10 protein-coding genes are annotated in these 13,154 nt (G+C 56.1%); 2 read left to right on the plus strand and 8 right to left on the minus strand.

Features of this window, described 5'->3' with window-relative positions; translation table 11 throughout:
• Nucleotides 1–127: 127 nt before the first annotated feature.
• The gene (locus IEX74_RS03985) at nucleotides 128–1,006 is read right to left on the minus strand and encodes an NmrA family NAD(P)-binding protein (protein ID WP_188811134.1); all 879 of its coding nucleotides are present in this window, start codon (nucleotides 1,004–1,006) and stop codon (nucleotides 128–130) included.
• 202 nt (nucleotides 1,007–1,208) lie between these two features.
• Here IEX74_RS03985 and IEX74_RS03990 point away from each other — a divergent pair, with 202 nt between their 5' ends.
• Complete coding sequence (locus IEX74_RS03990) at nucleotides 1,209–1,826, plus strand: TetR/AcrR family transcriptional regulator (protein ID WP_188811136.1); 618 nt, start codon at nucleotides 1,209–1,211, stop codon at nucleotides 1,824–1,826.
• Between the two features lie 265 nt (nucleotides 1,827–2,091).
• Here the strand turns inward: IEX74_RS03990 and IEX74_RS03995 are convergent, their stop codons facing one another.
• The 7 genes from IEX74_RS03995 to IEX74_RS04025 all read right to left on the minus strand — a co-directional run bounded on the left by IEX74_RS03995 (nucleotide 2,092) and on the right by IEX74_RS04025 (nucleotide 11,810).
• Nucleotides 2,092–2,658, minus strand: coding sequence for a LutC/YkgG family protein (locus IEX74_RS03995; RefSeq protein WP_188811138.1), 567 nt, complete (start codon nucleotides 2,656–2,658; stop codon nucleotides 2,092–2,094).
• A 92-nt stretch (nucleotides 2,659–2,750) separates the two neighbouring features.
• A complete protein-coding gene (locus IEX74_RS04000; protein ID WP_188811140.1) occupies nucleotides 2,751–4,121 on the minus strand; it encodes a lactate utilization protein B in 1,371 nt (456 codons plus the stop codon).
• 132 nt (nucleotides 4,122–4,253) lie between these two features.
• The gene (locus tag IEX74_RS04005; protein ID WP_188811393.1) at nucleotides 4,254–4,994 is read right to left on the minus strand and encodes a (Fe-S)-binding protein; all 741 of its coding nucleotides are present in this window, start codon (nucleotides 4,992–4,994) and stop codon (nucleotides 4,254–4,256) included.
• 144 nt (nucleotides 4,995–5,138) lie between these two features.
• The gene (locus tag IEX74_RS04010; protein ID WP_188811142.1) at nucleotides 5,139–6,470 is read right to left on the minus strand and encodes an FGGY-family carbohydrate kinase; all 1,332 of its coding nucleotides are present in this window, start codon (nucleotides 6,468–6,470) and stop codon (nucleotides 5,139–5,141) included.
• The gene (locus tag IEX74_RS04015; RefSeq protein WP_188811143.1) at nucleotides 6,470–7,750 is read right to left on the minus strand and encodes a sugar isomerase; all 1,281 of its coding nucleotides are present in this window, start codon (nucleotides 7,748–7,750) and stop codon (nucleotides 6,470–6,472) included. The genes IEX74_RS04010 and IEX74_RS04015 overlap by 1 nt, the downstream gene beginning before the upstream one ends.
• Nucleotides 7,751–8,275: 525 nt before the next feature.
• Nucleotides 8,276–9,286 (minus strand): GntR family transcriptional regulator, encoded by a 1,011-nt coding sequence (locus tag IEX74_RS04020; protein ID WP_188811145.1) that lies wholly within the window; start codon nucleotides 9,284–9,286, stop codon nucleotides 8,276–8,278.
• Nucleotides 9,287–9,701: 415 nt separating this feature from the next.
• Nucleotides 9,702–11,810 (minus strand): bifunctional aldolase/short-chain dehydrogenase, encoded by a 2,109-nt coding sequence (locus tag IEX74_RS04025; RefSeq protein ID WP_188811147.1) that lies wholly within the window; start codon nucleotides 11,808–11,810, stop codon nucleotides 9,702–9,704.
• Between the two features lie 245 nt (nucleotides 11,811–12,055).
• Here IEX74_RS04025 and rhaT point away from each other — a divergent pair, with 245 nt between their 5' ends.
• Entirely contained in the window at nucleotides 12,056–13,093 is a 1,038-nt protein-coding gene (gene rhaT, locus IEX74_RS04030) for an L-rhamnose/proton symporter RhaT (protein WP_188811148.1), read from the plus strand.
• Nucleotides 13,094–13,154 lie beyond the last annotated feature (61 nt).

Raw genomic sequence — 13,154 nt, forward strand, 5'->3', positions numbered from 1 at the left:
GCACCCATTTTTTCATGCAAAAACGAAGAAGCTGCCTCATCTTGGGGCAGCCTCTTTTTTTAACCTAGGTTGTGTAGCGCGGAAATCCGTTCCGTGCTACTGTGGTGCCAAACCGCTTCCCTCCTTCTTAAAAAGCAGCCGCAAACTCCTTGGCGAAATCGGCTAGCTTGACCTTGCCCATCGTGGGCTTATGTCGCTCATACTCCTCGCCCAGCTTGCCGCTGTGAATGCTGGCGTACAGCTCCACAACCGCCGCGGCGACGGGAGCCGGCACGCCGTTCTTTTCCAGGTTCTCCTGCATCTGCGCATCCGTCAGGGTTATCCATTGCAAATCAGGCTTGCCGATAGCGGCACCCAGGATCTGCGCGGCTTCGTTGCAGGTGCACTCGTCGCTGGACACGTAGCGCACCTGCTGGCCGGGGGCAGCGGGCGTCGTTAGCTCTTCGGCCGCAGCGGCAGCAATGTCGCGGTAGTGCACCATGGCTACCTTGTCCTCACCGCCGTAGTTGGCCCCTATAAACCCTGCTCCTTTTATCTTCCCAACAAAGCCGAACAAGTTGGTATAGAAGGAAGTAGGGCGCAGATGCGTAAGAGCAACGCCGGGTAATTCATTCAAGATGCCTTCCACATCGTGCGAGCCTAGGATGACGCCGGTGCCTTCCGCCAGGTGCGCGCCCCAGCTGCTGAGGTGCACCACCCGCCGAACTCCAGCCTGCCGAATGGCTTGCGCGTAGCTCTGGCCAACGCGCTGGTAATAGGCGCGCATATCGGTGGCACCAAAATTAGGCGGCACCATCACATACACTGCATCAGCCCCGACAAAGGCAGACGTCAAAATATCAGCGTCTTCCACGGAGCCAATTGCCGCCGTGGCACCTAGGTTTTCAATGTCGTGCTGCTTCTCCGGCTTGCTGCTGATGACCGTGACGGCCTGGCCTTTTTGAATCAACTCCTGGGTCAATGGCTTGCTGATGTTTCCCAGCGAGCCTGTTACTACAACTTTCATACGTGCGGTAGTTTGGTTTACAGACGCAAGTATACTATACAGTATAGTATACTTAATACCATCAGCACAAATAATTAAGTGACCTAGCTCCTGACGAGGCTACTTACCGACTCTGCAACGTGGGTTAGCTGCCTAGCTGAACCCAAAGCTGCCTACTTTTACTTGCGGGAAGGGCTAGCTTCTTATTCAGCACAAAACCAGTATGGCTAAACGTGGTGCCGAGCTTCGGCAACAGATGCTATTTGCCGCCAAGAGCGTGTTCCTGGAAGCCGGCTTCGAGCGTGCGTCAATGGACCAGATTGCCGAGCACGCGGGCACAACCAAACGCACGCTTTATGCGCACTTTGTCAACAAGGAAAACCTGTTTCTGGCCGTATTCGACTTAGTACTGGAGTTGCAGCTCGACTACTTGAAATCGCCGGCCGACTATGCTCGGGACACGGTAGAAGCGCTGGTGCTGTTTTGCGGCCGCTTTCTCGAAAATGTGCTGTCGAGCCGGCCTCTGCGCCTGTGCCGGCTAGGTATCGCCGAGGCCGAACGGTTTCCGCAGGGAACGGTGCGCCTGCACGAGGCAGTATTTGAGAACGTGCAAGCGCGAGTAGCATTGTTTCTGAGCGAACGACTCGCCGTGGGCACCGAAGAAGGCCAGCACCTGGCCCAAGCCTTGATCGGGCAACTGCTTTATCCGCGCTTTACGCGTGCCCTATTCGGCTTCGTCGAGCCCCAGGCTACGTGGTCCGACGACCTGGGCGCTTGCCCGGCCATCGACCTAGCCTCTATTCAAAAGGTTGTGGCAGAGCTATTACGATTGAAGGCATAGGGCTAGGTCACGGCTCCTTCTCATTTAAACCGTCATGCTGAGCTTGTCGAAGCATCTTTACCGCTCCGTTGTAGACCCAGCACAATGTAGAGACGCAACAGTTGAAGTCTCCTCGTTGCTGACGTTGTTGACCTAAGTTAGCATGGTTCCGGTCGTTCAACGAGGAGACTTCAACTGTTGCGTCTCTACATCGTGCAACCACTGCACGCACGATGCTTCAATTGGCTCAGCATGATGGCCTTTTAAGGTAGCTTAGGCCGACATTCTACACCAGCAGCACCGTCAGGCTACGCGCGCCGTGAGCCCCAATTACCAATGACTGCTCAATATCAGCCGTTTTGGAAGGGCCCGCCAGGAAAATGCCATAGTCGCCGACGGAACCTAGCTTGGCATAGGCCTGGTGCATAGTCGGCACAATCTGCTTGTGGTCAAGCACCAGCACCAGGTGCTGGGTAATCATGGGCAGCGCGCGGTTCAGCATATTGGCTTCGGGCAGCCAGATCGTGCCGTTTTCGGCTACGCCAAACTCGCCCTGTAGCACCGCTATATCCACGGCCGCTAGCACTTCAATCGGCGTTTGCGCATCTACTAACACGCTGGAGGCCATGAGCGTAGAAGCCACCCGCTCATCGGTCGGGAACAGCTCCTGGACAACCACATCCAAGTGCGTAATGCCTCGAATGGGCACCACTTTGCCACCGATACCTTCCAGAATCGTTGTAAACTTTTCCAGCGAACCATCACCGGTGAAAGCGGGCACGTCGGGCAGCGGCAGCTCCTCGGGCTGATTCGCCTTGACGGCGGCCAGAATTTTCTCGCGTGAGTTACTCATGGTGAAATGGTGAGGTGGTGAGATAGTGAAATGGTGAAATAGTGGATTCGTAGTTCGTCGCCCAAACGACAACTCACCAGTCCACCACCTCACTATTTCACCTTTTGCTGCTGTTCGTACCACTCGCGGAAGCTCTGCTTGGGCGGCTCTGGCAGCTCGCGGGCAATGGCCCAGGGGTTGTAGCCTTTGGCGTGCGTGAGGCCGTGGGGCAGGAAACGCAAGCCTTGGCGGGCCATTTTGCCACCTAGCCCGTACATGCCCGGCCGAGATAATACGCTGCTCAGCAGGCGCATACTCCACTTTTTGCTGGCGGGAATCTCGCCCTCAGCAGCCAACACCTGCCGCCACTTATACAGCTGCGTGTGAATGTCAATCTTCACTGGGCACACATCGGTGCAGGAGCCGCACAGCGTGGAGGCAAACGGCAACGATGCGTGCTTGCGCATGTCGATGTTGGGCGAGAGAATCGCGCCAATCGGGCCCGGAATGGTGAAATCGTAGCTGTGGCCGCCGCTGCGTCGGTACACGGGGCAGGTGTTCATGCAGGCTCCGCACCGGATGCACTTCAGCGACGCCCTGAAGTCGGGGCGACCTAGCTGCTTGGTCCGGCCGTTATCCACAATCACGATGTGCATTTCCTTGCCGGGCGCAGGCTTCGTGAAGTGCGAGGTGTACGTCGTAACCGGCTGACCTGTAGCGCTACGCGTGAGTACGCGCGTGAACACGCTCAGATCGGAGAGGCGCGGAATCAGCTTTTCCATGCCCATGCAGGCAATGTGCACCTTGGCCAGATTTACGCCTAGGTCGGCATTGCCTTCATTGGTGCACACCACCACGCTACCCGTTTCGGCAATGGCGAAGTTGACGCCCGAAATGGCGACTTCACCCGCCAGAAACTTCTCGCGCAAGTGTTGGCGCGCGGCCTCGGTGAGCTGCTGGGGGTCGTTGTTGCCCTTGGTGGTACCTAGGTGGATGTGGAACGTGTCGCCCACGTCTTCCTTTTTCAGGTGAATGGCCGGCAGCACGACGTGGCTAGGGGCCTCCTCGCGCATCTGAATGATCCGCTCCCCCAGGTCCGTGTCGATTACCTCAATCCCGTTCTTGATCAGGTGCGGATTCAGGTGGCACTCTTCCGTCAGCATTGACTTGCTTTTCACCACGCGGGTGGCGTTGTGCTTCCGGATGAGGCCCAAGACAATAGCGTTGTGCTCAGCCGCATCGGCGGCCCAGTGCACCTGCACGCCGTTGCGCGTGGCAGCTTCCTCAAACTGAACCAGATAATGATCGAGCTTGCTGAGCGTGTGGTTCTTGATCTGCGAAGCTAGCTCGCGCAAGTCCTGAAACTCAGGCAGCGCATACACCGCTTTGTCGCGCTTCTGGCGCACAAACCACAGCGTTTCGTCGTGCCAGGTCGTGCGCTCGGCATCGAGCAGAAAAATATCGGAACGTTGCGAATGGCTCATTTTGGAAATGTTGAGTGTTGAATGTCAAGTGTTGAATGCTAGGTATTAAATGATATGAGACGTCGAACAGCAGCTAGATAAGGCTTTACTATTCAGCGTTATACTTCAACACTCAACACTCAAAATTCAACATTATAGGATTGCTCCGTTTAGGATTTCGGCTGCGTGCATCACTTTGATCGGCAGCTTTCCGCGGCGAATTATGCCTTCCAGGTGCATCAGGCACGACATGTCGCCGCCGGTGAGCACCTGGGTGCCGTTGCGTACGTGGTCTTTCACCCGGTCTTGCCCCATGCGGGCCGAAATACCCGCTTCCGATACGCAGAACGTGCCGCCGAAACCGCAGCACTCGTCGTTGCGGTCCAACTCGGTAAACTCCAGCCCCTTCATTGAGGTCAGCAAGCGCTTCAGCTGCCCGTCGCGCACGGGCGTCATCTCCGATTCATTGGCCTGGTGCAGGCCGCGCTGACCGTGGCAGCTCAGGTGCAAGCCGACCTTATACGGAAACGAGCCCGGAATATCCGTTACACCTAGCACGTTGATAAGGAAGTCGAACAGCTCGCGCGTATTCTCGCGAACGTGCTCCACTTTCGGGGTCTGGTCGATGATATTGAAGTGCTTCCGGACGTGGTACACGCAGCTCCCCGCCGGCCCCACCACATAGTCGTAGTCCTGAAAAGTGTCCACGAAGTTGTGGTACACCGGAATAGCATCCTGCTCGCAGCCGCTGTTGGCCATCGGCTGACCACAGCAGGTTTGCTGCTTCGGGAAATGAGCCTTCACGCCTAGCTTTTCCAGCAGCTGGAGGGTTGCAATGCCCACCTGCGGGTAAAACTGATCGACGTAACAAGGAATAAACAGCCCTACTTTCATTCGTTCGTTCTTGGCTTCTGAAGCCGTCAAAAGCATTAGTCATGCTGAACTTGTCGAAGCATCTCTACCGCCCAAGTAGCTTAATTACTACTGCGATAGAGATGCTTCGACAAGCTCAGCATGACGTTCTGTATACTATCGATTTTACGAAAACAACAACTGCGTTTTCTTCCACGCCTCGCCTTGCTCCAGATGAATCAGCGCGCCCATGGCGGTAGCTTGAGGCACCTCCAACGTCTGGATTTTCACATCGGGGAAGTTCCAACCTAGCACCTGCATAAACAGCGGGTTACGAGCAAAACCACCATCGACGTAAATCGTTTTCTCATCCTGCCGAATTAAGTTGATCGATGTCGTCAGGATATCAAGCAGGCCGTGAATGAGGTGCTGATAGGCGTCGCCGGCGGTGTGGAAGCCGGTGATGTCCCACTCCTCCGCTGGTTGGTGCGGGAACGGCCCCGTGCCCGTCATGCAAGCGGGCTTGAAGCTGTGCGAAGCCGCGTCGTACGGCCGGGCCAGCACCCACGAGTGGAAGAAATCGGGCTGCACGTGGAAGTGCTCCGCGATGCGTGCCACCTGGTAGTCGTGCTCGCGCCCGAAGAACACCCGCGATGCTTTCGTCATCTGCCCCTGCGGCGACAGGTAGCTCAGGCAGTCGCGCTCCAGCAGCTCCGGCGTGAGCGGCTCCCGGTTGAAAGGATTCAGCGTCACCGACCACGTTCCGGTCGAGACGAGCAGGAACGGTTCGGTTTGCTGCTGCAAGTACGGCAGCACCGCCGCCGAGCTGTCGTGCAGCCCCACCCCCACCAGAATACCATCGACCACCGACGCCACCGAATCCTTGATCAGCGGAGCTAGCTTTTCCTCGATGCCTTCGCGCTGCACCCAATCGTGGTAGCGCTTGTTGCGGAAATCCCAGAGCGCCGTATGGCATCCCACGGACGTGTAGTCGCTGTACTTTTCGCCCGAAATCAGGTACGATAAGTACTGCGGCAAGTGCAGTGAGGTCTGAATCTGAGCGAATTGCTCCGGCTTGGCATATTTGAGCCAATACAGCTGCAAGCCCGAGTTGAGCATACCTAGCCTGGGCGAGCAGGTATCAGCCGCAAACTCCTCGGGCGTTTGCCCCAGCGACGCGTAGAACTGCTCCGCGTACTGCTCGGGCATGGGCTTGAGGTAGTTATACAGCGGCAGCACCGGCTTCCCGTCGGCCCCCAGGTGCACGAAGCTAGCCCCGTACGCCGTAAAGTTGACGCCTTTCAGGGCGTAGTGCGGATTGTGGCGCAGGTCGTACCAGTGCGTTTGTACCCACTGCGTCAGGCGGGGCAGGCTTTCACAGGCAAAACCATCCTCATCCGCGGCCTCCTGGCAGATGTGCTGCTTTTCCTCGATGATCTGCCGATCTTCGTCGAAGAGAATAACCTTCTTGTTGGTCTTGCCAACATCGAAGACGGCGTAGATAGATTTTTTCTTCATCACAGACCAGTCGAAACGCTGAGTTTGCCCCGGCGCTGAATCAGCTGCTCGCGGATGCGTTCGGCGCGGTAGGCAGCAATGGGGTCCAAAGCGCCGCCGCTCTGCCGGTAAGCTTCCATCACCAGGGGCCGCACATCTGTCAGGAAGGCGTCGCGCAGGATTTCTTCGGCTTTCACCACGTCGTTGTTCAACTGGGCGTCGCGCAACGTAGCACGGTCTACAATCAGGGCTTTCGCGTAGCTGGTCAGGATGCTATTCACCGACTGCAACAAGTCCTCTAGCGGATCTTTGGTGTTGTGGCTGGCGTCAATCATGTACGCCACGGCTGGGTTGTTCACCGCCTGATCTAGCTTGCCATCTACCAATTCGTTGAAAATCAGGAAGAGTTGGAAGGGCTTGCTGCTGCCAGTCGTCAGGTCGTCGTCGCCGTAGCTGGAGCCGTTGAAGTGGAAGCCACCGAGGCGGCCAAAGTGCAGCAGACGCGCCACAATCTGCTCGATGTTGGTGTTCGGCAAGTGGTGACCTAGGTCAACGAGCACCTGCGCGTTTTTGCCGGTCGCCTGGCTGAGCGCATACGACGTACCCCAATCGGGGATTACCATCGAATAGAAGTGCGGCTCGTAGGGCTTGTACTCGATCAGCATGGTCCAGTCGGACGGCATGGCTTCGTAGATAGAAGCCAGCGAGTCGGCGGTGCGCTGATATGCCTGGCGGAAGTGCTGCTGGCCGGGGAAGTTGGAGCCGTCGGCGAGCCATACAGTCAGCACCTTGGCACCTAGCTGCTTGCCGTAGCCAATGCAGTCGATGTTGTGCTGAATGGCCTGTTGGCGCGTGGCTTCTTCCGTGTGCAGCAAAGAGCCAAATTTATAGGAATACGGCTGCTCTTTCTGGTCCTGGAAGGTGTTGGAGTTCACCGAGTCAATCACCAGCTTCTGCTCGCGCAGCTGCTGCTCCAGAGCCGGAATGTCCTGCGGAATGTCCCACGGAATATGCAGCGAAATCGAGTTCGACGAGCCGTTGAGGCGGTGTAGCAAGCCTACATCCTCAATCTTTTCTTCCAGGCTGCGGGGCTCACCGCCCGACGGGTAGCGCCCGAAGCGCGTGCCACCCGTACCAAGCGCCCAGCTCGGAATAGCTACTTGAAAATCAACAATCTGCCGGATGATATCCTGAGCATCCAGCTGACGGCGGCCTAATAAATCGGTAACGTAATTGAGCTGAAACTGGTGGTTAGCCAGCAACGACTGATTAAGATCGTGGATTCGCTGATCAGGTATCATGGGGGTCCGGGTTGGGGTGAGGTAAGAGCAATGAGCTAGCCGCCGGGGCTTACACAAAATCGGAATTTCGTTAAGCAAAATAGCGCCCCAACCCGCCCAAACTGTTCTGAACTCTCCTGCCCGGTTGGAAGTGTTGAGTTTTGAAGGTTGGGTTTGACGGTTTAAGGTTGAGTGCTGAAGGTTGAATTAATTGCTGCTCATCTACACACCTTATAACGTGTTGGAATTTGCTGCTCAAGAACTTTCGGAACCTAGGTTGCGCTAGCCCCAGCGGGGCGGAACATCGGTAGCAGAAATCCCATAAAAACAACTAAGCCCAGCGGGGCGACACCGGTTGTTCAAACCTAGGTGCCGCCCCGCTGGGGCTTGGTTCTGCTAGAGCATTGGTTTCTACCAATATGCGGCCCCGCCAGGGCTAGGTTCGCCTACTCCAGAATGAGGCTTGTTAGCGGTTCAGCATGGCCCAACCAAAAAGCTTAAAACCCGCTCTCAATTCAACACTCAACATTCAAAACTCAACACTTCCTAAAGTGAGCCGCGACGGATAGTGTAGAAGGGGTTTTTCACCTTGCAGTGCTCCTTGGCCAGCAGCTTCTCGGCGGCGGTGCGGCCCATGGCCTCGAAGTCGGTGGTGATGACGGTGATGCCCATCACTTCCTTCAAGGTCGTTTCATTGAAGGAGATGACGCCGATTTCGCGACCTAGCAGGTAGCTTGTTTGGCGCACCTTCTTAATCAACTCCGCTAAGTCACTGATTTCTACTACGACGTACGCAGTACCAGCTTGCAGCACCTCGTTCATGGCGTTTTCCTTCACCGTAAACTCCTTTTTATAGTTAATACAGAACGTACGGAAACCCCAGGCAATTTCGACCGGGTAGTTACCGTCGCTGGGCAGCACAAGTACCAAGCGATGGTACTTCGCTAGCAAGTCCTGCAAACCCTCCAGAGCTCCGAAGATATCTTTGTCAAAATCCTGATATACAGTCAGGTGGTCGTTCTTGACTTCAGGAATATCTTTATCCAGCAACACTAGCTCATCAGCCGGAATCATGTTCAGCACTTTGCGAAAATCAACCTTGTCCAGGTCCTGCGTGAAGTGCGGCATCACCACATAGTAATTGTACTTACCCAGGTTCTTCTCCATTATCTCCTGGAACAGCCGGGCGCTGTAGTGATGAATCTGCAAATCAACTGTGGCCCGGTCGCCAAGCGCCTTAATGAAGGCGTAGTAGATGATCTTCTTGTAGGAGCTGAGCTTGTTGAAAATCAATAACACCTTGATTTTCACTGCATCATCTGCCTGCACGTAGTAGCCTTTGCCCTGCACGGAAGTCGAGAAGCCCCGCTCCCGCAGCTCCCGATATGCCTTCTCCACGGTATCGCGCGCCAGGTAGTACTCCGAGCTTAACTCACTGATGGAAGGCAGCTGGTCGCCCTTCTTCAGAATGCCTCGCTCGATGTCCGTAATAACGGATTGCACAATCTGTTTGTACTTCGGTGTCTTATCGAAAGGCTTAAACTGCAGCTTGTACATACTAGTGAAAACGATTGCATAAGTTGAGGAAACTAGGAAATGATGCCTTCGTCCGGGAGAAGAAGAAATCAACTTACGGAATCATTGTGCTTTTAGGGTTTTTCTAAGTCAGAACCTAGTTTAGAAGAACTGACGAGCTGGTTAATCGTCACAAAACTTACCTAAACAGGTGCATATTTAAAAGGGAACAAGGGAAATAATCGTGCAATCGTTGTCGGGAACGTTGCCAAAAAGGCTTTTGCAAGCCGCTTATTATAGCCTTATAAGCTCGATTTTGCTTAACCTAGGCTGCTCAAACGGTTAAGCAATCCTACTTGGCGGTAGCCGCAGAACTTAGCTTTATCCAAGAAAAGGCAACAAAAAAGGCCGACTATGTAGCATAGTCGGCCTTTCTGAATTTGGATAACCTAGGTTGCTAGCGAACGAACGCCATAGCTACACCGCCATCCACGTTGAGCACGTTGCCGGTCGATTTGGCCAGTGAGCCATCGACGAACACGAGCACAGCTTTGGCAATGTCTTCGGCCAGCACCTCTTCGCCGAGCAACGTGCGCTTGGCGTAGTGCTGGGGCAGATCTTCCACTGCAATACCGTAGGCTTTGGCCCGACCAGCGGCCCAGTCGCCTTCCCAGATCTTGCTGCCGCGCAGCACGGCGTCGGGGTTCACGGTGTTCACCCGGATTTTATCCGGACCTAGCTCGGCGGCCAGCAGACGCGACATGTGCAGCTGGGCTGCTTTTGCCGTGCCGTAAGCTACGTTGTTCGGGCCGGCTACCAGGCCGTTTTTGCTGGCAATGTTCACGATGTCGCCACCTAGCTTTTGCTTGCGCTGGATGATTACGGCTTCCTGGCTTACCAGGAACTGGCCTTTCACGAGCACATCATTCAGAATATCCCAGTCGGCTTGCGTGGTGTCGGCCAGCGGTTTCGAGATGGACAGACCAGCACAGTTCACGACGATGTCGACGCCGCCGAACTGCAACACGCCCTGGCGCAGCGACTCCGCAATGCTCTCGGCATCCGTCACGTCGATGCGGGCTGATAGGGCCGAGTCTTTGCCGTATTTCTGACGCAGTTCGGTTTGAGTTTCCTCCAACCGGTCGCGGTCGACGGCTACCACGCAGGCGCCGTTTTGCAGCAGCACTTCGCAGATAGCTTTGCCGATGCCGCCGGTGCCGCCCGTTACATAGGCAATCTGGCCCGACAGGCTCTTGGGCTTGGGCATGCGCTGAAGCTTGGCTTCTTCCAGCAGCCAGTACTCGATATCAAAGGCTTCCTGCTCGGGCAGACCTAGGTATTCGGATACGGCCTCCGCGCCCTTCATTACGTTGATGGCGTTGGTGTAGAACTCAGCGGCTACGCGGGCGGTCTGCTTGTCTTTGGCGAAGCTGAACATGCCCACGCCAGGCCACAGAATGATAACCGGATTTGCGTCGCGCATACCCGGTGAGTTGGCGTGCTTGCTGCGCTCGTAGTAAGCAGCATAATCCTGACGGTAGGCTTCAAACTGACCTTCCAGGTAGGTTTTTACGCTGGCCGCGTCGCCTTTCATCGTCTCGGCATCGAGTACGAGCGGACGAATCTTGGTGCGCAGGAAGTGGTCGGGGCAGCTGGTACCTTTCTGGGCGAGGCGCGGCAGATCGTTGGAGTTTACAAACTCCAGCACGCGCGCATCGTCGGTGTAGTGACCTAGCATGCGACGCTGGCTCGAAGCCAAACCGCGCAGCACGGGCATCACATCGGCTGCCAGGCGCTTGCGGGTGGCCTCGTCGGGGCCATTCGCCAGCTTCACGCCACCGAACACGGGAGCCTTTTTGCCGTAGTTGGCCTCCAGGTACGTGGCAGCCATCTCAATGACTTCCAGCGTGTTCATGTACGACTCGTAGCTGGTGTTGCCCCAGGTAAACAGGCCGTGGCCGCCCAGAATCACGCCGCGCAGCTGCGGGTTCTCCTGAACAATTTTCTCTAGTTGCAGACCTAGGTCGAAGCCGGGGCGCTGCCAGGGCAGCCAGCCCATCGTGTCCCCCCAGATTTCTTTCATAATCTGCTCGCCGTCTTTGCTGGCCGCAATGGCAATCAGCGCGTCGGGGTGCAGGTGGTCGATGTGCTTGAAGGGCAGCAGGCCGTGTAGGGGCGTATCGATGCTCGGCGCGGCTGATTTCGGATCGAACAGGCAGTGGTTGAACAAGCCCACCATCTCGTCTTCGTTTTCCAGACCGCGGTAGCGGTTTTTCAGCGCGTGCAGCTTCTCTACGTAGAGCGTGGCGCAGCCCGCCTTGGTCAGCGTGCCGATGTCGCCACCCGAGCCTTTCACCCACATCACCTCCGTCGGCTCACCGGTCAGCGGGTCGGCTTCCGTGATTTTGCAGGATGTATTGCCACCGGCGTAGTTGGTCAGGCGCAGGTCGGCACCGAGCAGGTTGGAGCGATAAATAAAAAGGGCGACCTCATCGCCGGCCAGTTCAGCCGCTTTGGCCTCGTCCCACAAGTAGCTGACGTGCTGAAAGGTTGACGTTTGATTCATATGCGTGTGCTTCAGTTGATGTACCGGAAACAATAACGGATGGCTTGGATGTGCTTTGAAACAAATTACGCTTATGCTACAACCGCTAACCTCCTGCACTCTCCTGCTTCCCCGAGGAAAATATAGATTTGCCCGGAGCTACGGCCAGCAGGAGCGGGCTTATTTACGGCACTTTTCGAAGTCAGGAGAGAACAGGACAGTGCAACGCAACGAGTAAAGCAAGTTTGTCTAAAATCCTTACCACTATGGCTGTATTTCTGGGAGTTCTTTTTCACGCTTTGGGCGGCTTTGCCTCCGGCAGTTTCTACCTACCTTATAAGAAGGTGAAGGGCTGGTCGTGGGAAAGCTACTGGCTGGTGGGCGGCATTGTATCGTGGCTGATAGTTCCGTGGCTCCTGGGCTTCCTGACCATTCCTAACCTGACGGAGGTGCTGCACCAGACGGACAGCACAACGCTGTTCTGGGTGTATTTCTGGGGCGTGCTCTGGGGCTTTGGTGGGCTGACGTTCGGGCTCGGTATGCGCTACCTAGGTTTGTCGTTGGGGATGGCCGTCATCATGGGGCTGTGCGCGTTGGTCGGTACGCTGGTACCACCCATCTGGGGCGGCACGATCGTTCAACTCTTGAGTACCACCTCCGGGCAAGTGACGCTGCTGGGGCTGCTCGTGTGTCTGGTTGGCATTCTGATTTGCAGCCGGGCCGGTATCATGAAGGAGAAATCAATGTCGGCCGAACAGAAAAGCGAGTCGATTGCTGAATACGACCTGCGGAAAGGCTTGATGGTGGCGGTGTTTTCGGGCATCATGAGCGCCTGCTTCGCCTTCGGGCTAGAGGCCGGGCAAAAGATTGCCGACCTGGCCGTGCAGCAGGGCGCCGACCCACTCTATAAAAACAACGCTATTCTGGTGGTGATTCTACTTGGCGGCCTTACGACCAACGCCGTGTGGTGCCTCTACCTGAACCTGAAAAACCGCACCTACAGCGACTATCTCAATCCGTCGTATCCGGCCCTGCGCAACATCCTGTTTTGCGCCATGGCAGGCACCCTGTGGTACTTCCAATTCTTCTTCTACGGCATGGGCGACACCAAGCTGGGCGTTTACCGCTTCTCGGGCTGGACGCTGCACATGGCCTTCATTATTGCGTTCAGCTCGATGTGGGGCATCTACCTGCACGAGTGGCGGGGCGCCAACCGTGCTACCATGCGCACCGTATCGCTCGGCATTCTGACGGTGGTGCTATCCACGATGATTGTAGGCTACGGCAACTACCTGGCTTCCTGACCTAGGTTTAGCTAGAACCTAGATTTCTATTAGAGCTGCGGCATCGTTGGCACCATACGCC

This window comes from Hymenobacter cavernae (assembly GCF_014641455.1).
In the GTDB taxonomy this organism is placed as follows: Bacteria; Bacteroidota; Bacteroidia; order Cytophagales; family Hymenobacteraceae; genus Hymenobacter; species Hymenobacter cavernae.